This window comes from Caldicellulosiruptor sp. DIB 104C (genome assembly GCF_028198085.1).
GTDB lineage: Bacteria > Bacillota > Thermoanaerobacteria > Caldicellulosiruptorales > Caldicellulosiruptoraceae > Caldicellulosiruptor > Caldicellulosiruptor saccharolyticus.
In genome coordinates this window covers 2,369,405-2,391,127 of the sequence record NZ_CP116337.1, presented here as the reverse complement: position 1 = coordinate 2,391,127, position 21,723 = coordinate 2,369,405, and the positions used below count along the sequence as shown (strand labels likewise).

The 21,723-nt window shown below is 34.1% G+C and carries 19 protein-coding genes, 2 tRNA genes and 1 pseudogene; 18 read left to right on the top strand and 4 right to left on the bottom strand.

The genetic code is table 11. The features are described 5' to 3' along the window. The first annotated feature begins 21 nt into the window (after positions 1 to 21). Together PGC14_RS11715 and PGC14_RS11710 are read left to right on the top strand one after the other, a co-directional pair. Positions 22 to 97 (top strand) — tRNA-Lys (locus PGC14_RS11715). Between the two features lie 23 nt (positions 98 to 120). After that, a tRNA-Glu gene (locus tag PGC14_RS11710) sits at positions 121 to 195 on the top strand. Between the two features lie 395 nt (positions 196 to 590). Here the strand turns inward: PGC14_RS11710 and PGC14_RS11705 are convergent. Beyond that, positions 591 to 1,172, bottom strand: a complete 582-nt coding sequence (locus PGC14_RS11705; RefSeq protein WP_271629033.1) for a stage II sporulation protein M — start codon at positions 1,170 to 1,172, stop codon at positions 591 to 593. 170 nt (positions 1,173 to 1,342) lie between these two features. On the opposite strand from PGC14_RS11705, the gene PGC14_RS11700 reads away from it, so the two are divergent. The 7 genes from PGC14_RS11700 (at position 1,343) to PGC14_RS11670 (ending at position 9,104) form a co-directional block, all read left to right on the top strand. Beyond that, positions 1,343 to 1,975: an MBL fold metallo-hydrolase gene (locus PGC14_RS11700; RefSeq protein WP_011918065.1), complete on the top strand. Its 633-nt coding sequence runs from the start codon at positions 1,343 to 1,345 to the stop codon at positions 1,973 to 1,975. Positions 1,976 to 2,034: 59 nt separating this feature from the next. Next, complete coding sequence (locus PGC14_RS11695) at positions 2,035 to 4,215, top strand: O-antigen ligase family protein (protein ID WP_271629032.1); 2,181 nt, start codon at positions 2,035 to 2,037, stop codon at positions 4,213 to 4,215. A 62-nt stretch (positions 4,216 to 4,277) separates the two neighbouring features. Continuing rightward, entirely contained in the window at positions 4,278 to 5,351 is a 1,074-nt protein-coding gene (locus tag PGC14_RS11690; protein WP_271629031.1) for a glycosyltransferase family 4 protein, read from the top strand. A gap of 44 nt (positions 5,352 to 5,395) precedes the next feature. Beyond that, on the top strand, positions 5,396 to 6,529 hold the full coding sequence (locus tag PGC14_RS11685) for a hypothetical protein (RefSeq protein ID WP_271629030.1): 1,134 nt from the start codon (positions 5,396 to 5,398) through the stop codon (positions 6,527 to 6,529). A gap of 195 nt (positions 6,530 to 6,724) precedes the next feature. Next, complete coding sequence (locus tag PGC14_RS11680) at positions 6,725 to 7,843, top strand: glycosyltransferase family 4 protein (protein WP_011918061.1); 1,119 nt, start codon at positions 6,725 to 6,727, stop codon at positions 7,841 to 7,843. Then, positions 7,843 to 8,934 carry a glycosyltransferase family 4 protein gene (locus PGC14_RS11675; RefSeq protein WP_011918060.1) on the top strand — a complete coding sequence of 364 codons (1,092 nt, stop codon included), beginning with the start codon at positions 7,843 to 7,845 and terminating at the stop codon, positions 8,932 to 8,934. The genes PGC14_RS11680 and PGC14_RS11675 overlap by 1 nt, the downstream gene beginning before the upstream one ends. After that, positions 8,931 to 9,104: a hypothetical protein gene (locus PGC14_RS11670; protein WP_271629029.1), complete on the top strand. Its 174-nt coding sequence runs from the start codon at positions 8,931 to 8,933 to the stop codon at positions 9,102 to 9,104. Before PGC14_RS11675 ends, PGC14_RS11670 begins: the two co-directional genes overlap by 4 nt. A gap of 497 nt (positions 9,105 to 9,601) precedes the next feature. Here PGC14_RS11670 and PGC14_RS11665 read toward each other — a convergent pair. Further along, a pseudogene (locus tag PGC14_RS11665) lies at positions 9,602 to 10,889 on the bottom strand (IS110 family transposase). A 14-nt stretch (positions 10,890 to 10,903) separates the two neighbouring features. Between PGC14_RS11665 and PGC14_RS11660 the strand changes: the two are divergent. The 4 genes from PGC14_RS11660 (at position 10,904) to PGC14_RS11645 (ending at position 14,837) form a co-directional block, all read left to right on the top strand. Next, positions 10,904 to 12,043, top strand: a complete 1,140-nt coding sequence (locus PGC14_RS11660; RefSeq protein WP_271629028.1) for a glycosyltransferase — start codon at positions 10,904 to 10,906, stop codon at positions 12,041 to 12,043. Next, positions 12,040 to 12,813 (top strand): glycosyltransferase family 2 protein, encoded by a 774-nt coding sequence (locus tag PGC14_RS11655; RefSeq protein WP_011918058.1) that lies wholly within the window; start codon positions 12,040 to 12,042, stop codon positions 12,811 to 12,813. The genes PGC14_RS11660 and PGC14_RS11655 overlap by 4 nt, the downstream gene beginning before the upstream one ends. Before the next feature lie 49 nt (positions 12,814 to 12,862). Continuing rightward, complete coding sequence (locus PGC14_RS11650; protein WP_307742520.1) at positions 12,863 to 14,239, top strand: undecaprenyl-phosphate glucose phosphotransferase; 1,377 nt, start codon at positions 12,863 to 12,865, stop codon at positions 14,237 to 14,239. 79 nt (positions 14,240 to 14,318) lie between these two features. Further along, complete coding sequence (locus PGC14_RS11645) at positions 14,319 to 14,837, top strand: hypothetical protein (protein WP_271629026.1); 519 nt, start codon at positions 14,319 to 14,321, stop codon at positions 14,835 to 14,837. A 70-nt stretch (positions 14,838 to 14,907) separates the two neighbouring features. Here the strand turns inward: PGC14_RS11645 and PGC14_RS11640 are convergent, their stop codons facing one another. Next, positions 14,908 to 15,459, bottom strand: coding sequence for a macro domain-containing protein (locus tag PGC14_RS11640; protein WP_011918053.1), 552 nt, complete (start codon positions 15,457 to 15,459; stop codon positions 14,908 to 14,910). Between the two features lie 540 nt (positions 15,460 to 15,999). Between PGC14_RS11640 and PGC14_RS11635 the strand changes: the two genes are divergently transcribed. The 3 genes from PGC14_RS11635 to PGC14_RS11625 all read left to right on the top strand — a co-directional run bounded on the left by PGC14_RS11635 (position 16,000) and on the right by PGC14_RS11625 (position 18,501). Next, positions 16,000 to 16,167 carry a hypothetical protein gene (locus PGC14_RS11635; RefSeq protein ID WP_271629025.1) on the top strand — a complete coding sequence of 56 codons (168 nt, stop codon included), beginning with the start codon at positions 16,000 to 16,002 and terminating at the stop codon, positions 16,165 to 16,167. Positions 16,168 to 16,291: 124 nt separating this feature from the next. Continuing rightward, positions 16,292 to 16,465, top strand: a complete 174-nt coding sequence (locus PGC14_RS11630; RefSeq protein ID WP_011918051.1) for a hypothetical protein — start codon at positions 16,292 to 16,294, stop codon at positions 16,463 to 16,465. Positions 16,466 to 16,869: 404 nt separating this feature from the next. Next, positions 16,870 to 18,501: a CTP synthase gene (locus tag PGC14_RS11625; RefSeq protein ID WP_011918050.1), complete on the top strand. Its 1,632-nt coding sequence runs from the start codon at positions 16,870 to 16,872 to the stop codon at positions 18,499 to 18,501. 43 nt (positions 18,502 to 18,544) lie between these two features. Here PGC14_RS11625 and PGC14_RS11620 read toward each other — a convergent pair whose 3' ends face one another. Beyond that, entirely contained in the window at positions 18,545 to 19,039 is a 495-nt protein-coding gene (locus PGC14_RS11620; RefSeq protein ID WP_011918049.1) for a hypothetical protein, read from the bottom strand. A 165-nt stretch (positions 19,040 to 19,204) separates the two neighbouring features. Between PGC14_RS11620 and PGC14_RS11615 the strand changes: the two genes are divergently transcribed. Beyond that, a complete protein-coding gene (locus tag PGC14_RS11615) occupies positions 19,205 to 19,897 on the top strand; it encodes a response regulator (RefSeq protein ID WP_011918048.1) in 693 nt (230 codons plus the stop codon). A gap of 45 nt (positions 19,898 to 19,942) precedes the next feature. After that, a complete protein-coding gene (locus PGC14_RS11610; protein ID WP_039765843.1) occupies positions 19,943 to 21,640 on the top strand; it encodes an ATP-binding protein in 1,698 nt (565 codons plus the stop codon). Positions 21,641 to 21,723: the final 83 nt, after the last annotated feature.

Here is a 21,723-nt window from a genome sequence, read left to right as displayed (position 1 = left end):
AAACTGCGGCTATTGTTGTGTGGGCCATTAGCTCAGTAGGCAGAGCACCAGCCTTTTAAGCTGGGTGTCCCGCGTTCGAGTCGCGGATGGCTCACCATTTTAATTTAAAAGCTCACAGGTGGCCCCGTGGTCAAGTGGTTAAGACACAGGCCTTTCACGCCTGTAACAGGGGTTCGAATCCCCTCGGGGTCACCATTGTTTATAGGAGCTGAGTACTTTCCGCGCATGCGGGAGATGAAAAGCTCCAGGCATATCCTGCTTGCCAGATGGCAACTGGGATATGCTAAATATTTTACAAATAGAAAAAGAAACACTTTACAAATCAAGACGGCAGGGACAGAATCCCTGCCTTTTTATTTTTCTTCTCTGGGAAGTTGCTTTTCTTTATTCTATAGTCAAAATCTCTAAGGCTAATGTTTTCTTTTGATAAATACTCACATCTCATAAAGCATAGCCCTAAAATAGCAAAGCAAACGATTACATAATTTTTGAAAGGGAAAAGGAGCTTGCTTTACAGAAGGATTAGAAACACAGGAGTTTTAATCTCAGCCCTTATCTTTGGTGCTATGAGGTTTCTTCTTTTTTGGTTTTCACCTTGCAAAGCTTGATGTGACATACGCTTCAATGAATGCAGCAACCACAACCAAAACTGCACCAAGTATGCTCAAGATGCAAAATCTTTTGAAGACAATCTTAAAATCTTCTTTTTTCTTTTCCAGAACAAGATTTTCAAGAAAAATGGCGGATGCACCAGATCCAATTAAAAATGCAAAAATCTCAATTACTCCATGGGGCAAAAGCAAAAGCAGAGTCTTTCCGACTGAAGTGTGTTTTGCCGAAAGTGCAGCCACAGCCCCTACAATAACTCCATTTGACATCAAAACAAAAAGCGAAACAAGGCCAAATGTGAGCGTTCCTGCTACAATCAAAATAAGATAGACTCTCATGTTGTTTTTGAGTATTGCCAAGAAAAGCTCAAATTTGTTATCAACATTTTTCAAAATCTGCTGGAACATCTTTTTAAGATACATATCAACATATTTGCTTATCATATCGCCAAAATATATTCCAGCCAATATACCCAAGATCAAAAAAAGAACAAAAATACCAAGACAAATTAAAATGAGTCTTTTTTCTTTTCTTAAAGTTTCAACCCAAAAACTAAAGTTCAATTTCAAAGCCTCCTCAAAAAGGTTTATAGAGCTATTTAAAATCATAACAAATTGGTTCTTTTTTGTAAACCAATGCAAGCAGGAAAGATTTTCACAAATTTTTAATTAACATTTCCTCAGTTTAGTATATAATATTGTTGATAGTAAAAGAAAAGGGGGAAGTTTGAAACATGAAAATAACCTATCTTGCACATGCAAGCTTTTTGATAGAAACAAAAACAGGGGTAAAGATTTTAACAGACCCCTACGATAACTCTGTTGGCTACACAGTGCTTGAATTATCACCTGATATTGTTTTGACCTCTCATAAACACTTTGACCACGGCTACACAGGGGCTTTGAAAGGAGATTTTACTGTTCTGGACAAGCCTCAGGAATACAATGTCAAAGGAGTAAAGATAAGAGGTATAAAGACATTTCATGATCAGGAAGCTGGGCAGAAAAGAGGGGAGAATATTGTATTTGTCATAGAGGATGAGTTTTCTGTAGCACATTTGGGTGATTTGGGTCATGAGCTTGAAAAAGAGCATCTTGAGAAGATTGGCAAGGTAGATATTCTGCTCATCCCTGTTGGTGGAGTGTATACAATTGATGCAAAAGCTGCTTATAACGTTGCAAAGGCTATAAATCCAAAGATTATAATTCCTATGCACTATAAAACAGAAAAGCTGAAATTTGATTTGGGCAGGCTGGAGGAATTTACAAAACTTTTTGACAATGTAGAATATGCAAACTCTTTTGAGCTTGAGATAAAAGAACTTCCTGAGGCTCAAAAGGTCATTGTACTTTCGCACAAAGGTTAAAAATGCTTTGAAAATATAGCCTTGGTTGAAACTAAACTTACAAAAAAGGAGAAAACACAATGGCGAAAAAGGAAAAGAAAAAGCAAACTTTTTCTTTCAAAGATACACAACAAGAAGCTCTGAATCTTTATCCCATAAGACTTATTTTGCTCTTTGCATTTTCAGTTCTTGTCATGATGACACCTTACTACAGAGGGCTTTACTTTGACTATGAGCTTATGGTATTTCAGGCTATAGCAGCTGTAATTTTCATCTTATTGGTTCTTTATCTGTATGCATCTAAAATAGGATTTGAGGTTAAGTACAAGCTTGAATATATCCTTTTGCTTTTTATGGTAGCATATATTGTGCCATTTTTCTTTGCAGCAAACAGAAGACTGGCAATAGGTGAGTTTTTGAAATATGCATTCTACTTTGCTATATTTGCAATGGCAATAAGACTTGCAACTGGCAGGTTCGAAAAGCTCACCATATTAAATGCTCTTTTTATCTCAACAATTGGTGTTGCATTTTTTGGATATCAAGCAGCAGTAGGATTGATACCTGAGACTGCCCGACCTTTAGGAATGGCAATGAATGGTCTTTGGGCAGGAAATATGATAAACTCAACCTTGCAATACCACAACACAGCAGGAACTGTGCTTGCATTTGGGTTTATAATTGGTCTTTTGCTGGGGCTATATACTGAAAATAAGTTTTTAAGAGCATTTTACTTTGCTGCATCTTCCTTTGTGCTGACAGCTTTTTTCTTTACATACTCAAGAGGGTCCTATGTAACTTTGCCAATTGCGCTTTTGGTATTCTTTATACTGCTTCCAAGGGAAAAGAGGATTTCATTTGTTTTTAACCTGGCGTTAATAGGTGCAATTGTTTTGGCATTTTTGAACAAGGTAGGGGCTCAGCTAAATCCAAATGGCAAAGAGAAACTTTGGCTGATTTTGCTTATGCAGTTTGCCGTTGTGTGGGCAGCTGCATATGCATTTAGCTTTGTTGAAAAGAGGTTGTATGTGCTCAAAAATGATGTTTACATCATTTCGGCACTTACGATTGCTGCGCTTGGTATAATAGGATTTATAATCGCTCTAAATATGCACCTTATTCCTACGTCAATTGTTGACAAGATAAAATCAATCAGCTTTAAGGACAGGAACTTTGTTGAAAGGCTTGTGTTTTACAAAGATGGGCTCAAAATCTTTTTGAAAAGTCCAATCTTCGGCTATGGCGGTGGAACGTGGGTGTCACTTTATTTTATGTATCAGTCGTACTTATACTTCACAACACAGTCTCACAACTACTTTTTACAGGTGCTTCTTGACACAGGGCTTTTTGGATTTGCCATTTTGATGGTGTTTTTATACACGCTCTTTTCAACGGCTCTGCGGGCATGGCTTAAAAAAGATAAGGATAAAAATATCCTGATTGCAGGTATTATTGGAGGGGCTGTGCAGCTTTATCTTCATTCAATTTTGGATTTTGACTTTTCACTTGCCTCTGTTCAGGTTCTGCTTTTTGCAAGCCTTGGGGTACTTATAGCAATTGTGCAGGAAGTGCTTCAAAAGAGCAAAGAGGATGGAAAGCTAATTGTGCAAAGAAAAACAAAGGTGCTTTCCCCGGCACTTTTAGTCTTTTACCTTTTTGTGATGATTATTTCAATAAACTTTAGAATTGGAAACTACAATGCAAACATTGGTCAGCAAGCTCTGCAGATGAATAACTTAACAGCTGCATACTCATTTTTATCAAAGGCAGTAGAATATGATTCACTCAGTTCTTCAGCTTTAAGTGACTATGCTACAGTGCTTTACAAAATTGGTGACCAGAATAAAGATGCAAATTTGATTGCAAAAGCAAATAGTTACTTCAAGCAGGCAATTACAAACGATAGATTTAACGCCAAGATAAGGTTTAAGTATGCTGTGTATTTACTCTCCCACGGTGCAATAGATGAGGGTCTAAAACAGATAGAAGAGGGGATAAAGCTTCAGCCTCTTCAACCAAATAACTATGAGCTCAAAGCTGATGCATATGCAAAGGTTGGAGATTATTACCTGGGAAAAGGTGATAAGGAAAAGGCGAGGAAGTACTATGAGGTTGTGCTGAAGATTCCGCAGGAGATTGAGCGGGTAAAGAGGGAGAGGGAAAGAATGCCTGAGGTAATTAAGCAAGACCCTAACTCTCATAAATTTGGAATAACAGATAGAACTTTGCAAATAGTAAATGAAGTCAAAAAGAAAATATAATTTTGAGGTACCGTAAGTGCGCAAGGAGAGCAATAAATTTATCATTTGGAGGAAACTAATTGATGTTATGTGTACTTGATTGTCGGTGCATTAATTTAGAAAAAAATCACGGTATAAGTAGGTATACTTATGAGATTATTAGAAATGCTCCGAAGAACATCAAGCAGTATCTAATACTTCTTGCTGATATAAAAAACTTTGATGTATTGGCTAAAGCATTTGAGGAAGTAAGGGAAATTGTGAAAATTAAATCGTCTTTTTTATCTCCATTTGAAAACATAGAAATTCCAAATGTTTTAGAAAAAATTCAAAAGAGGACAAAAGAAGAGATAGCTTATTTTTCACCTTCATTTTCATCACCGCCAATAGTAGATAAAAGGATTAAAAAGTATATAACTATCCATGACTTGATGCACTTGGACTTTTACTCAAGTTTAAAGAACAAAGTATATTATTCAACATTGGTAAAGTATTATATTAACACAGCTGTTTACGTGTTTACTGTTTCGAACTATTCTAAAGAGAAAATAATTAAATACTATGGCAATTCAGAAAAGATAAAGGTAATATATCCTGGAATTGATGTGAATACTTTTAGGAAACTGAAAGATGAAGAAATTGAACGTCTTAAAGATGTGTACTCTTATCTACCTGAGGAATTTTTCTTATTTATAGGAAATAACAAGAAGCACAAGAATTTTTCATATGCTTATGAGCTTTACAAGAATTTGAAGAGGTTTTATCCAGCACATAAATTTGTATCGAACGTATGGGATAATGAAAGTGACCAAGACATTATTAGATTAGAAAAGATTGATGACAATTTACTCTGTTTTTTGTATAACAGATGCGAAGCCTTTTTATATCCTTCTTTATATGAAGGTTTTGGACTGCCTCCTTTAGAAGCCTTAGCATGTGGAGCAAAAGTTATAGCTTCGAGATGTGCGTCTTTACCAGAGGTTTTGGGTGAACATGCAATTTATATAGATGTGTTTAAATCCCCTGAAGAGAACATTTTTGAAGTGGTTGAAAAACTCAACCAACCAAAACCCAAATTTGAAGTTATTAGTCGATATGTTTCTAAATACAATTGGCAGGACTTAAGTAAAAAAATATTCGGCTTTATATTTTCATAAATTATTTGAAATTATTATTGTTTAAAATGCAGAGGGTGATAATGTTGCAACAATTAACGAAAGAATTATGGCAAGAAGGTAAAATAAAAATCATATTTAGCACAGTAGGTACTATATTATACTTGTTCTATATATTAACAGGTAATTTTTCAAGAATAATAAAATTACCCTTTTTCCCTCGTACAATATCTCTGATAGAAGTTGGTATATTGGCTTTTGTTATTATATTTTTTGTGTATGAGTTGACTCTTCTTAAGAAAAATAAAAATTTGCTCAAAAAAGTGAGCTTAAGCAATTTAGACTCAGTTGAAGTACTGCTAAGTTTAATGTTATTTTCTATATTGGTTAATTACTTAATTTACAAGTTCAATATTTTACCACTACTGTACTATTTGAGATTTTTTTCATTGGTGTATTTTGCATTCATAATTTATTTGTTCTTAAATTTTAAAAGAAATATTAACAAAATAGAATGGTTTTATACTCAGATTGGGTTACTACTCTGCATAATTGGATGGATTATCTACTTTATTGAGCCAGATACAGAAAGATTGAACAAATTTTTCCAACAACAGGGAATTTATCTTAATCTTGATCCTCATAAATTTAGATTAATTGGTAATATTTTTGATCCTAATTTTTTTGGGAATCTATTAGTTATGTTTATTAGCATCACAATGATAAGTTTTCTCAGGCAGAGTTTGCATGACAAAAAAGGTCTCATTCAAAAAATTATTTTACTAGTTTTTTTCAACGTTACGTTATTAAAGACTATATCTAGAAGTTCAATTTTAGGTTTATTTCTGGTGGTGTTTTTTAATACTGCTTTGATAGGGAGTTGGAGTTTTGCTAAGAAGAAGATTGAAATTTTTAAAAAGCTTATATTAGTAGATAGCATTTTGCTATTTACGACGTTATTGGATAAAGATTTTTACAAGATTTTTGAACGAATAAAAAGTATTCCGGTAGATAATTCTGCTCAAGCACGAGTGCAAAGCTGGAGTAGTGCTAAACATTATATTGGTATGAGTCCGGTTAAATTATTAATAGGAGACGGTTACGGTTTTCTGAATATAAAATACGGCTTGCAATTCATTGGCTTTGACTCTTCTTTTTTAAATTTAATTTTATACTGTGGTCTGGTAGGAACTGCTTTTTTTCTTAGTATGGTTGTTTAAAAAGATATATAAAGTGTATAAAAATATAAGATATGACGAATTGGATACTAAATTACACTTTGTAAATTTATTCTCTCTACTACTTACGTACTTTGTAATAAGCTGGTTTAATAATCTTTTGTTTTATCAGTTTTGGTTGGTGTTGTTTTTACCGTATTATTATTTTGTTATAGATTACGAGAGAAAGGGATAAAAATGAATATTGGTGTAGATGCGAGACCCTTGGGGAAGATTAAAACGGGAATAGGGTTTTACCTTTATAACTTGCTTAAAGTATTACCTGAAAAATGTAGTGATATCAACTTTTTTCTTTTTTCTGATAGAGAAATATCTTTAGACTTTAATTACCCGAACGTGAAGACTGTTGTAGAAAGTGATTATAAACTTCTCAAGGGGACTTTGTGGTATATGCAAAAAATGGATTATTTGATAAAAAAGTATAATATCGATGTGTTTTGGGGGACACAAAATATTTTGCCGTTTATAAGAAACAAAAATGTAATAAAAATTTTAACAGTACATGATTTAGTATGTTATAAATATCCACAGACTATGGAAAGGTTAAACTATTTTATCAATAGAGTATTTATACCTTATTCAATTAAAAGTGCTGATAAGATTGTAGCTGTTTCTAATTCAACAAAAGAGGATATATTAAATTATTTTAATGTTGATCCAAAAAAGATATGTGTTATTTATAATCCAGTGATTGTATGTGACGTTGAAAGTATTAATGAAACAGAATATTTATCAAAACATAATCTTGAAAAAAATAGATATATTTTATACGTAGGTACTATAGAACCCCGAAAAAATACAGAGATTTTGCTCAAAATATGCAAAGATATTTATGCTAAAACAGGTATGCCAACCGTTTTAGCGGGGAAAATTGGTTGGAAAAGCGATAAGATTATTGAAAGTATCAAAGAATATTCTAAAACTGGATGTCTTAAATATTTAGAGTATATAAGTGATATAGAGAAAAACCTACTAATGAGAAACTGTTTTATTTTTGTATTTCCTTCTTTTTATGAAGGATTTGGGCTTCCAGTGGTTGAAGCACTTAAAAATGGAGCACTTGTCCTTGTGTCTGATACATCTTCTTTAAAGGAACTAATAACCATAGATGAACTTAAGTTTGATCCATTAGATTGCAAGCAGCTAAGTGAAAAGATAATAAATTTTTATGTTGACAACGAGGCTTATACGAAATATAGAAAAAAATGCAATGAGTTATCTTCAAGATTTGAGAATAATCAAATAATAGAGAAATATGTTAAATTATTCTACAATTTAAAGGATGGTGCAAAGTAGTGAAAGTATTATTTGTTCCTCCACCTTTAGCTTTTCAAAATATAGGTGGAGGAGAAATTCAGATGTTGAAAACAAAAAAGTATCTTGAAAAGTTATTCAAGTTGGAAATAGCAATATTTGATGTTGTAAACACAAAACTTGCTGATTATGACATAATTCATTTTTTTGGCTCAGAATACATTCTTTTTCCTCTTGTGAATGCAGCTAAGAATTTGAAAAAGAAGGTAGTAATATCGCCTATTTTCTTTGATAATAAGCATTATCTTTCCTATAAAATAGCTACTTTTATTGGAAGAATATTACCATTTAGAAGTTCTGTACTGGATAGGTTAGAACTTCTAAAGCTTGCTGATTGTTTATTGCCCAATTCCTTTTTAGAAGCTGATTATTTGAGAAAGGCTTTTAATGTTCTTCCTGAAAAAATTCATGTGATACCAAATGGAATAGATGTTGAAGAAATAACTGGTTATTTAGATACCATAACGCCAGAAGATGAGGAGGATTTCAAGAAAGAATATAATATTAATACGCCTTACTTTCTTTATGTTGCAAGATTTGATAAAAGAAAAAATCAATTAAATCTTATAAAAGCATTTAATAAATTGATAGCTCGGGAAAATAATATAAAACTTATTTTGATAGGATCACCAAATCTTGATGAGATAGAATATTATGACCAATGCAAAAGAGAAGCTTTAAAAAGTAGGGGAAAGATAATTTTTCTACCTGCTTTAAAACATAGTGATAAGAAATTATGGATTGCTTATAAATGTGCTACTGCTCACATAATGCCAAGTTTATTTGAAACACCAGGTTTGGCTTCGTTAGAAGCTGCTTTTTGTGGCTGTAGACTGATTGTTACAACTGGTGGTGCTACACGAGAATATTTTAAAGATAATGCGCTATATGTAAATCCGAATGATATTGATGATATTAGAGAAAAAATGTTGGCAATTTTAAAAGATACAAAAAATAGGGAATTACACAGAAAGTCGGAAATGTTAAAACAAGAGATTTTGAAAATTTACAATTGGAAAAAGATTGCTGAAAGTACATACAAAATATATGAAATGATTGGAGGAGTTCAATGAAGGTTGCAATAGTGCATGAATGGCTGACTACTATGGGAGGTTCTGAAAAGGTTATATTAGAGTTGAAGAAATTATTTCCTGAAGCCCCCATATATACTCTCTCTCAATATACCTTTGATTTTCTCAAAATATCTCGCGATTTCTTTAAAATTCGCTATCGAAACAAATAATTTTGTTCTTGATATTGTTATTATTGCTTTATTCTACCATACCCAGCTTAGACTCAGCCTCTCTATTGTATTTATCTTGTTGCTCTACCATATTACGGCGGGTATCTATCCACAACAACCATGGTGTTTACCCTCTCATGTCTCTCAGGGTCTTTTCTCACTTGCCCTCAATTCCCTCGTCCCATCTACCATGGCGTGGACGTCAGTTATGCTCGTATGCAGGGTCTTCGCCCGTATGGAGGATGTACTCTGACCACCCGCTCACATTTTTCAATCTACTTTCTATAAAAAATCATTTAATCCTTTCTCCTTCATTTCTTAACCATCAATACATTTTCTAAGATGTGAACTATTATTAAAAGGGGCACTTTGCTACTCGACATGACTTAATCTCCTCGCAAAGCTAAGAATTTCTTTACCCCCTCAAGATGTGAATCACTCAAACTATTTCTCCTGCTTTAAATTAAGAATGTTCAAGCAATTTTTCTCACTTCACTTCACGCTGTCCTTGCTAAAGCCTCTCTCTTTATATCGCTCAACATCTTGTTCCCATCATACTTTACGCCTTTTTTTCAAAATCGCATAAAATACCCTTATCAATTTACAACACAGTGCTATTAATGATTGCTTCTTCTTCAAGGGATTGTTCTCTCGCGTGGTGTAATACCTGTGCAGCTGCTTAAATTCTTCATTCTTTGCTACTATTGTAATCATGGCCTTGAACAAGCTACTTCTGAGCCTCCCTCGCCCTCTTTTACTTATACACGTCTGACCCTTGTACTTGCCAGAACTATTCTCAACTATATTGAGTCCCGCCAATTTCTGTATCTGTCTCGCATCCTCATACCTCTTTATATCTCCAACCTCAGAAATAAAGCCAACTGCCGTTTTTACACCAACACCTTTTATTTTAAGCAGTTCCTCTCCATTCGGCACCTCTCTCAAAAGCTCTGCCATCTCGGCTTCTATCTCTTCTATCTGCTTCTTTAAAAGCTCATATTGACTCAGCAAATATTTTATCTCTTGTCTTGCCAGCTTTCTCCCTTCTTTTTTACCTATACTCCTTTTGGCAGTCTCTACTAAATCCATCGCCCTCCTGCGACTAATCGCTCGCCTATCTAATTTGTCACGCCAGTACCCTATAATCCCTTCCACTTCATTTTCCACTACATCACAAGGCAATGGCACCTCCTTTAATGTTTCTATTGCCGTCTTGCCTTCCCAATCAGAAAATACTTCTAAAAATTCTGGAAAATACATATCGAGCCAGTTGATTATTTGATTTTTTAAAACGTTCAGCTGTTTTTGAAGCCTTTCATATATGTTCATCGCTACTCTCATCTCAGCATATATACCCTCGGGTATATTTGGCTCTGTATATCTTCCATCCTTCACAAGCATCGCTATCGTCTTCGGATCCTTTATATCGCTCTTAGTTTGCGTACTATCATCAAGCTCCTTGCTCCTCTTCACGTGAAAAGGATTCACTAAAACCACTTTTATGCCATTCTCTCTCAGATACTGCTCAAAGCACAGCCAGTAATGCCCTGTAGGCTCTATCCCTACTATCATGTTGTCTTTGCCATTTGCTTTCATTATCTTATTTGCCCAATCCAAAAATTTCTCCATACCTTCTTTCCTATTCTCAAACTCTATTCTCTTGCCAAGCTCCACTCCTCTAAAATCAAATGCTCTGCCTACATGCCTTTCCTTTGCTATGTCTACTCCTACAACTAAAGTTCTCTCTGTTACTTGTAATATCTTTTCATTTTGTGTATACTTCAAAGAGGATACCTCCTTTGTTGTGTTTTGTCGTAAGTTGTACAACTTACATTCTGTATTTTACCAGGAGGTACCTTATCTCTTCAAATCTCATTTCTCTTCATTTTCACTCATTTTCGTTCATTACAGGAATGCTCGTATATAACAGAAGAAAATTAGGAAAGTATTTTGATAAGTATTTAATAATTACGTCGAATTTGCAAAAAAATCCATTAGCTCACATTAAGCATCAACTGTTTTTCAAATACATGCCAAGAGCTTTTGAAAATTTCGATTTGAGTGATTTTGATTTAGTGATAAGCTCTTCATCAGCCTTTGCTAAAGGGGTTATAACATCACCCAATAGTGTACATATATGTTATTGTCACACTCCACCAAGGTATCTTTGGGATTTGACACATGAGTATTTGAAAGACTATAACCTCATAATCAGAAGATATTTAGAGCGGAACTTTCATTATCTTAGAATATGGGATACCATTGCAGCAAATAGGGTTGACTATTTTGTAGCAAATTCAAATTATGTGGCAAACAGAATAAAAAAGTTTTATAAAAGAGATTGCAAAGTAATTTACCCACCTGTGGATACAGAATATTTTACACCAGCAAAGGACAAAAATATAGAGGATTATTATCTAATTGTATCCAGGCTTGTCCCATACAAAAGGGTTGATTTAGCAGTTGAAGCTTTTAATCAGCTATCTAAAAGATTAGTAATTGTAGGAGATGGACCAGAATACAAAAAACTAAAATCAATTGCTAAGTCTAATATTGAATTTTTGGGTTATCAGCCAGATAAAACTGTAAGAGATTTATATCAAAGGTGTAAAGCTTTAATTTTCCCAGGCGTAGAAGACTTCGGGATAGTTCCAGTTGAAGTGCAAGCATGTGGCAGGCCAGTGATTGCTCTTAAGAAAGGAGGAGCTGTTGAAACGGTCGAGGAAGGTAAAACGGGGGTTTTTTTCGAAAAGCAGGATGTTGAGAGTTTGAAAGAAGCAGTTTATAAATTCGAACAAGATATTGAGAGATTCGACAAGGACTATATTAGATCTCATGCTGAAAAGTTTAGCGCCGAAAGATTTAGAATGGAATTCAAGGATTTTATACTCAAAGTTACTGAGTATGAGAGAGGGGAAGGGATGGGAGGAAAGGTATGATAAAAAACATAACATGTGTAATATTGACAAAAAACAGTGCGAGAAATATTGAGAATATAAGAAATGTCTATCATCTATTTGAAAAAATCGTTATAGTAGATGATTACAGTGAGGATGATACGGTCAAAAAGATAGAAGAGATAGATACAGAGAAACGGGTAAAGATATGTAGAAGAAAATTAGATAATTTTTCATCCCAGCGAAATTATGCATCAAGTTTAGCTGAAACAGATTGGGTATTCCACTTAGATAGTGATGAAAGAATAGATGATATGTTAATTCGTGAATTACATATGATTGATGGAAATATCAATAATACTTATTTTATTGCGTTTAAGGTTAAAAGAAAAAATTACTTTATTGATATGCATATTGGAACTGAGGATAAAATCAGATTGTTTAATAAGAAAAAGTTGTACTTTAGAGGTGAAGTTCATGAAGATTTAGATATTAAAAGTGAGGATAAAATTGGTATAATAAAAGGTGCTATTTTACATAAATCATATCAATCGATTCAAGGTTATTTTAGAAAATTGGATCTATATATGAAATTAGAAGAAGAAAGATTAAAGCAAAGAGAAAAAGGCTGGTTTTACATTTTAGGACGTCTTGTTAAGAGAACGTTTGAACATTTTAAGACATTGATTAAAAATGTTATAGCTAATAAGAGTTTTTTAAAACCATTATTGTGGTTTTGTTTATGTGAGGCATATGATCTCTTGTATTTTTCAATTTTTTTATATGTAAAGTATTTCAAAATATCGAAATAATACAGGGATAAATAGTGTAAAAAATACATGGATAAAAAGGATGATAGAGATGCATAACTTGGGACGACTTTATATAAAGATAGCAAAGATTATTGATATTCCAGCAATTTTATTATCATTTATTTTATCGTGGTTTATAAAGTTTAATAGTGGCTTGTTTAATAAGCCAGCCTCATTGGATATCCAGACATATCTGTTAATTGTAGCTTTACATGTACCTTTGTATTTATTTTTTCTTACAGTATCCGAGAAAGAAAGTATGAGGAGTAATTTCAAATTATTTTCTGATTTTATAAGAATTTTACGATCAAATATATTTGCTCTGCTGATTATAGTGATGATTTTCTATACCCTAAAACTTATTGATTTTTCAAGAATTTTTCTTTTTATCTTTGTTATTTTAAACTTTCTTATGTCAATACTTCAAAGACTTATTTTAAGAAGGATCTTGTTCTCACCAAACTCAAAGATAATTTCAAAAGAAAGAGTGCTTTTTGTTGGGCAAAATGAGATTTCAGAAAGATTAAGCAATATCTTCGGAAGGAATAACTATCAAATCATTGGTTTTGTTGTAAATGAAAGCGATCCTATGAATGAGAGAGTTGTAGGGAAAATTAAGGACATAGAAAGCATTGTAAGTAACAACCATGTTGATGAAATAATCATAGTTCTTCCTCTTAATCAGGAAAAAGAAATAAATTACATCGTCGACGTTTGCGAAAAGTATGGTATAAGAACATATTTAGTACCAGATTACTTCAAATTTATACCATCAAAAGCCGAAATAGAAAAGATCGATGAAATCCCTTTGATAAACATACGCTATTCTCCGCTTGATGAGTGGACAAACAGGTTTATAAAAAGGAGCTTTGATATTGTTGTCTCTCTAATTGGATTAATCTTGTGCCTTCCTTTATTCATAATCATAGCAATTTTGATAAAATTGACATCAGAAGGACCAATTTTGTTTACCCAAGAAAGAGTGGGCTACAGCAGGCGCATTTTTAAAATGCACAAGTTTAGAACGATGTATGTTCAAGACCCCAATGAAGAAAAAATAAGGTGGACAACAAAAGACGACCCAAGAAGAACTCCAGTTGGCAAGATTTTAAGAAGACTTTCTTTAGATGAACTTCCACAGCTATGGGATGTTCTTGTTGGCAACATGAGTTTAGTTGGGCCAAGGCCAGAAAGACCATATTTTGTGGAGAAATTTAAAGAGGAAATTCCAAAATACATGATAAAGCACCGTGTACGTCCGGGAATTACTGGCTGGGCTCAGATTCATGGGCTCAGAGGAGATACTTCAATTGAGGAGAGAATAAAATATGATATCTGGTACATAGAGAATTGGTCTTTCTGGCTTGATATAAAAATAATTGTAGCAACAATCTTCGGTGGTAAATTTATGGAAAATGCCTACTAATTTGAAGTATATTATTACTTGAATATTTGATTTTTCATTTGATAAAATAGTCTAAAGTGAATTTTATGGAGGTAAAGCTATGTCAGAGAAGGAAATATTAGAAAAGATAGCATTGAGTATAGAGGAGATAAAGTGTGATGTTAAAGATGTAAAAGAAAGGTTCAGTAAAGTTGAGGAAAGACTTGATAGAGTTGAAGGAAGATTAGATAAATTAGAAGAAGAAGTGGCTACACTTAAGAATGAATTTGGCAATATGAAGACAGAGATGCAGAGTATGCAAGTAGAAATGCAAAATATGCAGACAGAGATGCGAAATATGAAGGCAGAAATGCAAAATATGCAAACAGAAATTCAAAGCTTAAGACAAGCTGTATTAGAAAATACAGGATGTATAGATACGCTATTTAATGCATTTGGAGGAGTTATACAATTTAAAACAGATATAGAAAATTTTAAAGCTGATATAAATAAATTTAAAGATGAAGCTTCAGCTAAAATAGAAAATCTTGTCGAAGTTACTAACAAAATAAAAGAAGAGTATGGTAGACATGACATTGATCTTAGAATTATGAAAGAAAAAATAGGAATTTTGATATAAACTACATAAATAACTCGCTTTTGTATTTTTCAAGAAAAAAGGGGCAGTTCAGGTTTAAAGCCCCTTTTAATTATTCTTTTAATAAATTTTTATAATACTCTTCAAAATACCCATAGGTCTCATCATCAAATAGGCAAAACACAACCTTTTCAATGCTTGTCTGAAAACTTTCTAAAAATTCAATTGCAGTGTCAATCAAAACCTTTGCGCACCTATCTTTGGGAAATCCAAAGATACCGCTTGATACAGCAGGAAAGGCAATGCTTTTTAAATTATAAAGGTGTGCAAGATACAAGCTATTATAGATCGCTTTATGAAGCTTTTCATCCTCATTGCCTTCACCATAGATTGGACCAACAGTATGGATTACAAACTTGCAAGGCAGCCTATATGCATTTGTAATAACAGCATGCCCAGTTGGAACCATCCCAATCTTTTTTATAATCTCATCAGACTCTTTTTGAATCTCAATCCCACCTGCTTTTACAATTGCAAGAGCAACTCCACCACCATGGCGCAGGTGGCTGTTTGCCGCATTTACAATTGCATCAACATTTTCTTTTGTGATATCGCCTTTTTTAATAACAATTCTTTCAACCACCGACCCAAAATGATTTGTCATTTTTAACACATCCCTTTTTTTATTTCCTTATTTCATTTTAATTTAATCGAATACATAAGAGCAAGTGGGTCATAATTTATTATGCATAATTTTGAGATAAAAGAAAGAACCAAAGGTAGTGCAGCATGTGTTCACACACTTGTCAACCTCAAAGGCAGGAAATTTTTGATGCAATTTTTAAACAAAGAACCAAAAGTCATAGAACTTAAATTTGGGGAAAGGCGGTATACTAAAACCTATTGCAATAGCGAAAATTGGAAGGTATAATAAAGCCAGTCAGGAAAGTTATATCTGAAAGTTGCTCTACAGGAATGTAAAAAATAAAAAGAAGAGCAAAAAGGAGCTTATCAAGTTATGAAAAAACCAAAATGTACTTAGACACTTCAGTAATAAGTCATTTAGACCAGCAGGATAACCCTGAATACATGCAAATAACCAAGAAATTTTGGGAAGAAGTAGAAAAAGGAAAATACAGTATATATCCCAGATATTATAATAGCTAAAATAGATGAGCATTCTGAACCCAAAAGAAGTAAACTTTTGAAGTATCTGAATGAAATAAAGTATGAAAAAACTGTTGTGGATGACCAGATAGTGGAACTTGCAGAGAAGTATATTGCCGAAGGAATAATCCCGGCAAGGTTTTCTGATGACGCAATTCATATAGCTGCAGCAAGTGTAAAAGAGTGTGATATATTAGTTTCATAGAATTTCAGGCATGTCGTCAAACTTAAGACAATTCAGAGGGATAAATGAAATAAATAAGTTAATGGTTTATAGGGAAATCCAACTGGTACCGCTGCTTATGATGTTAGATGAGGAGTGATTAGTTATGTTTGAAACGAGTGCTATGAAAGAGTTACATAAAATAAGGGTGAGAATTTACGAAAGAACAAAAAATATGACACGACATGAGTTCATTGAATACATCCGCAAAAAAGCAGAGAGAGCCGAAGAAGAGATGAAAAGGATGAAAGAGAATAAACCTGTCCAAGAAGTGGGCTAACCTTTAAGCTATACATTTATTGGAAGTTAGCTACAGGGACAGTATTGCAAACAAGCAAGTTGCCTGTGGCTTTTTTGTTTTTTCAGGGTGGCGAGGAGATATTGAGTTTTTTTGAAAGTAGTTACCTATAAAAAACATATACAACATTATTATGAAACTAAAAGACGGCCATTCAAAATTTACATCTTCAACTCTTGACAAAAAGTTAAAATTGAAAAAAGTGATTGAAGAGGCTATCCCCAGAAGCAATAAAGGGATAGCCTTATTTTTGCAAATCAAACAAAATAACCCCATTGATAAGCTGGGTCAAATAATTTAAAATATTAAAGTTAATATGTTTTAAGACTTTAAAAATAAAATTGAACCAAATAAATTAACATAGATTGGCGGAGGTCATTTTAAAAATGGAAAAGCAAGTAAAATATATTTTTGTAACAGGCGGGGTAGTATCTGGGCTTGGCAAGGGAATCACAGCAGCATCAATAGGAAGGCTTTTAAAAGCGCGCGGCTTAAAGGTTACAATGCAAAAGTTTGACCCATATATAAACATTGACCCAGGAACTATGAGTCCATATCAGCACGGTGAGGTCTTTGTCACAGACGATGGTGCAGAGACCGACTTAGATCTTGGTCACTATGAAAGGTTCATTGATGAAAACCTTACAAAAAATAGCAATGTCACAACAGGGAAAATTTACTGGTCTGTAATTCAAAGAGAGAGACGAGGCGATTTTTTGGGTGGAACTGTTCAAGTAATACCCCACATTACAAATGAAATCAAAGAACGAATCTACAGGCTTGGCAAAAGCAACTCAACAGATGTTGTAATAACAGAGATTGGCGGGACTGTTGGCGACATTGAAAGCCTTCCATTTTTGGAGGCAATAAGACAGGTTGCAACAGACATTGGAAAAGAAAATGTCCTGTATGTTCATGTGACTCTTGTGCCATATCTTTCAAAGTCAGGAGAGCTCAAAACAAAACCCACGCAGCACTCTGTAAAAGAGCTTCGGTCAATTGGTATTCAGCCTGACATAATTGTGTGCAGAACAGAAAAGCCTCTTTCACCTGAGCTCAAAGCCAAAATTGCTCTATTTTGCAATCTCAAGCCTGAATATGTAATCCAGAATATAGACGCAGAAAGTCTTTATGAAGTGCCACTTATGCTGGAAGAAGAAGGGCTTGGGGAGATTATCTGTGAAAAGCTTGGCTTTGCTTGTACAAAGCCAGACCTTTCTGATTGGATAGAGATAGTCAACAAGGAAAAGAACCTTAAAAAAACTGTCAACATTGCACTTGTTGGAAAATATGTTGAGCTTCACGATGCGTATTTGTCTGTTGCAGAGGCACTAAAACATGCGGGAATTGCAAATGATAGTCACGTTGAAATTTTGTGGATCAACGCAGAGCATGTTACTTATGAAAATGCGCATGAACTCTTAAAAGAGGCAGATGGAATTTTGGTGCCGGGCGGATTTGGCGACAGGGGAATTGAAGGCAAGATTGCAGCTATAAAGTACGCAAGGGAAAACAAGATTCCGTTTTTTGGAATATGTCTTGGGATGCAGTGTGCTGTGATAGAGTTTGCAAGAAATGTACTTGGGCTTGAGAAAGCAAACTCTACAGAGTTTGATGAGAACACTCCATACCCTGTGATTGACATCATGCCGGAACAAAAGGAGATCTTTACAAAAGGTGGTACAATGCGGCTTGGACTTTATCCGTGCAAGCTTGAAGAAGGAACGCTTGCACACAGAATTTACAACGATGAGCTTGTATATGAACGTCACAGGCACAGATATGAGTTCAACAACGAATTTAAAGAGAGATTCAGACAAGCAGGAATGGTATTTTCAGGAATATCTCCAGACAGAAGGCTTGTTGAGATAATTGAACTGAAAGACCATCCGTGGTTTGTGGGTGTACAATTTCACCCTGAGTTCAAGTCACGACCACAAAAGCCACATCCAATCTTTACAGACTTCATAAGAGCATCTTTGGAAAATAGGAGTAAAAAAGAGGGGACACGCTCTTAAAAAGGCAAAAGTCCCCCTCTTTTTTTCTTAAAAAGTCCTCAACTTATCTTCTTCGACGGCGTGTGTATGTAAAATCAAGCTTGCGAGAATATGAGGTTTTTGTACGGGAAGTTTCTGAAACAAGGTACATTACAACAATATGGATTAAAAACAGCACAAGATTTAGTCCAACATGGATATAGATATAAGCTGGCCGCTGTAAGATTATCTTTGTAAGGGTTTCTCTTGAGTATTCAACAAATCCCATCAGATGTATTGAAAAAATCTGAAGCAAAAGATTGTAGAAGGCTGCATATTGTATATTGAACATGAAAAAGATTGCAAGAAGGCATGAGATTAAAAAGCCTGGTAAAAGCAAAAGTGTTGATGTTATGTAAAATCTAAGAAGAATGGTAATTAAAAAGATTATTAATGTACATATAATGGACCAAATAAAAAGAAGCACTTTGTCAGACAAAAATAAATTTACACCTGCAAAAAAGCAAAGGTATATGACAAGCCACAAAAAAACCTCAAGAGCTAAATTTCTATTTTCCATAGCATTTATAGCTCTTAAAAATGTATTTTAAGAGCTTTTTTCCCTCCTTTTTGCACTTTTGTTTCTCAAAGAAGATGTTCCAAAACAATTATACAATAAAAAGTGTGGTTGTTGTATAATTAAATTATCATAATGTAGAATGTTCAAAGGGGGACCTTCTAAAAGATGTCTAAAGCACATATTTTGGTTGTTGATGATGAAAAACCCATTGTTGATATAATCAAGTTCAACTTGGAAAAAGAAGGATATAAGATCACAACCTCATATGATGGAGAGGATGCGCTAAATAAAATTAAAAATGAAAACTTTGACATGGTCTTGCTTGATGTGATGCTTCCCAAAATGGACGGTTTTACAGTATGTAAAAAAGTTCGAGAGTTTTCCGAAGTGCCAATTATAATGATAACAGCCAAAGCGGATGAGGTTGACAAGGTTTTGGGTTTGGAGCTTGGCGCTGATGATTACATAACAAAGCCGTTTGGCATAAGAGAGCTCATTGCAAGAATCAGGGCAAATTTAAGGCGCACTTCTCAGCAGTCAAATAGTGATGGGAAAGTGTTAAAAGCAGGAAAGCTCACTTTAAATCCTGAGACATTTGAGGTAAAAAAAGACGGGAAGGTTATTGAGCTTACTGTTCGGGAGTATGAACTTTTGAAGTTTTTGATGTCTCAGAAAGGTCAAGTTTTTTCAAGAGAAGAGCTTTTAGAAAAGGTATGGGATTATGAATACTATGGGGATGTTAGAACAGTTGATGTCACAGTGAGAAGACTTCGCGAAAAGATAGAAGACAATCCGTCGGAGCCAGTTTTTATTCTGACAAAAAGAGGAATTGGGTATTATTTTAATCCAAATGTATAATGTAAAGGTTTCAAATTAAAGATTTAAAGGGGAATATAGAAAAAGATGACAAAAAGTATAGAAAGTAGACTTATTATTGTCTTTGGGCTTTTGATTTTGATGGTGATGTTTATCTCAAGCTTTTTTATCATCGACAGGGTGAGGAATTATTTTTTTGAGGATGTGCAAAAAAAGATAGAGTTCATGGCACAGTCTTCACTGCTTAAACTTTTGCAAGACAAGCGACTAAAGAACTCAGAAATCCAGGATATAATTGACCAGACAATGAAAGAAAGCCAGTTTGGATTTATGATAAGTAAGCTCATTGTGACAGATTCGCAAGGGCGCTTGATTGCTTCATTTCCAAGGCTAACTATTGATTTTTTTCCGTCTGATGAGATTTTAAATAGTTTAGCAGGTTATAAAGTTGTCAAACAAGATAATGAAAGACAGGTTTTAATATTTTCATTTCCCATCAAAGATGGTAAAGTGGTTCAAAGAGCTCTGTATTTAGAGGTATCTAGCCAAAATGTCCTTGGCACAGTTAGAGACATAAAAAATATCCTTCTTATGGCATATGTAGTTGCTATAACCTTTTCGCTTTTGATTGGTTTTTTGTTTGCCAAGACACTTTCAAACCCTTTAAGAAAGCTTACAAAACAGGCGCTTGAGATGGCAAATGGCAACCTTGATGTTAAGATAGATATAAATTCCAAAGATGAGATAGGAAAGCTTGCAGATGCTTTTGTAAAGATGGCAAGGAATATCAAAATGTATATCTCAGAGATTGAGTTTGAAAAACAAAAGTTGGAAAGAATCCTTCAGAACATGTCTGATGGAGTTGTTGCAATAAATTCAAAGAATGAAATAATTCACATAAATGAAAGTGCTAATAAGTTTTTAAATGGTAGAGTAGAAGAGTTTATAAACAAAATGGGGAAGGAAAGTGGTTCAGATACAGAGGTAACAATTTACACAACAGATGACCTTACATTAGAGGTCAGCAAGGCAACCTTTATAGATTCGTATATGAACCGTGGACTTATTTTCATAATTCATGATATAACCCAGCAGGCAAAACTTGACAGTATGAGAAAACAGTTTGTGGCAAATGTCTCACATGAGCTCAGGACACCAATCACAACTATAAAGACATATTCAGAAACTCTTTTGGATGTTGACAATGAAGAGACAAAAAAACAGTTCTTAAGTGTCATTATAAAAGAGTGTGACAGGATGACAAGGCTTGTAAGTGATCTTTTATACTTGTCGCGACTTGACAGTGGTGAGAACATTTTGAATTTAGAAGAGGTTAATTTGAGCGAGCTTGTCAGGTTTGTCTGTGAAAAGCTCAAAATTCATGCCAAGAAGAAGAACCAAACCTTGAGCTGCAGTATCTTGCAAGATATTGTTGCAATGGTCGACAGAGATAAGATAGAACAGGTTTTAATAAACCTAATTAGCAATGCAGTCACCTATGTTCAAGAAGGTGGCCAGATAAATGTTGTCTTGCAAAAGGAAGAAGATAAAATAAAAATAATTGTAAAAGACAACGGGCCTGGTATTCCAGAAGAGGATCTACCGCGGATATTCGAAAGGTTTTACAGGGTTGACAAAGCTCGCTCGCGTGAACTTGGTGGCTCTGGCTTAGGACTTTCAATTGCCGATGAGATTATAAAGGCTCACGGCGGCACGATTCTGGTTGAGAGCAAAGTAGGCAGCGGCACAACATTTACAGTTGTTCTTCCAGCAAAGTCTTTGTAGAAAAAGCTTTTGTAATGTGCTCTTAATAGCTTTGTAACACTTTTGTAATAATTTAATTGTATAATGGTAAATAGGAGTAATAC

Bases quoted from the DNA above. Each gene is read 5' to 3' on its own strand.
- PGC14_RS11650 (WP_307742520.1), top strand. From the start codon at position 12,863: ATGCATAACTTGGGACGACTTTATATAAAGATAGCAAAGATTATTGAT.
- PGC14_RS11690 (WP_271629031.1), top strand. From the start codon at position 4,278: ATGTTATGTGTACTTGATTGTCGGTGCATTAATTTAGAAAAAAATCAC.
- PGC14_RS11700 (WP_011918065.1), top strand. From the start codon at position 1,343: ATGAAAATAACCTATCTTGCACATGCAAGCTTTTTGATAGAAACAAAA.
- PGC14_RS11695 (WP_271629032.1), top strand. From the start codon at position 2,035: ATGGCGAAAAAGGAAAAGAAAAAGCAAACTTTTTCTTTCAAAGATACA.
- PGC14_RS11615 (WP_011918048.1), top strand. From the start codon at position 19,205: ATGTCTAAAGCACATATTTTGGTTGTTGATGATGAAAAACCCATTGTT.
- PGC14_RS11670 (WP_271629029.1), top strand. From the start codon at position 8,931: ATGAAGGTTGCAATAGTGCATGAATGGCTGACTACTATGGGAGGTTCT.
- PGC14_RS11630 (WP_011918051.1), top strand. From the start codon at position 16,292: ATGTTTGAAACGAGTGCTATGAAAGAGTTACATAAAATAAGGGTGAGA.
- PGC14_RS11680 (WP_011918061.1), top strand. From the start codon at position 6,725: ATGAATATTGGTGTAGATGCGAGACCCTTGGGGAAGATTAAAACGGGA.
- PGC14_RS11640 (WP_011918053.1), bottom strand. From the start codon at position 15,459: ATGACAAATCATTTTGGGTCGGTGGTTGAAAGAATTGTTATTAAAAAA.
- PGC14_RS11655 (WP_011918058.1), top strand. From the start codon at position 12,040: ATGATAAAAAACATAACATGTGTAATATTGACAAAAAACAGTGCGAGA.
- PGC14_RS11645 (WP_271629026.1), top strand. From the start codon at position 14,319: ATGTCAGAGAAGGAAATATTAGAAAAGATAGCATTGAGTATAGAGGAG.
- PGC14_RS11610 (WP_039765843.1), top strand. From the start codon at position 19,943: ATGACAAAAAGTATAGAAAGTAGACTTATTATTGTCTTTGGGCTTTTG.
- PGC14_RS11625 (WP_011918050.1), top strand. From the start codon at position 16,870: ATGGAAAAGCAAGTAAAATATATTTTTGTAACAGGCGGGGTAGTATCT.
- PGC14_RS11620 (WP_011918049.1), bottom strand. From the start codon at position 19,039: ATGGAAAATAGAAATTTAGCTCTTGAGGTTTTTTTGTGGCTTGTCATA.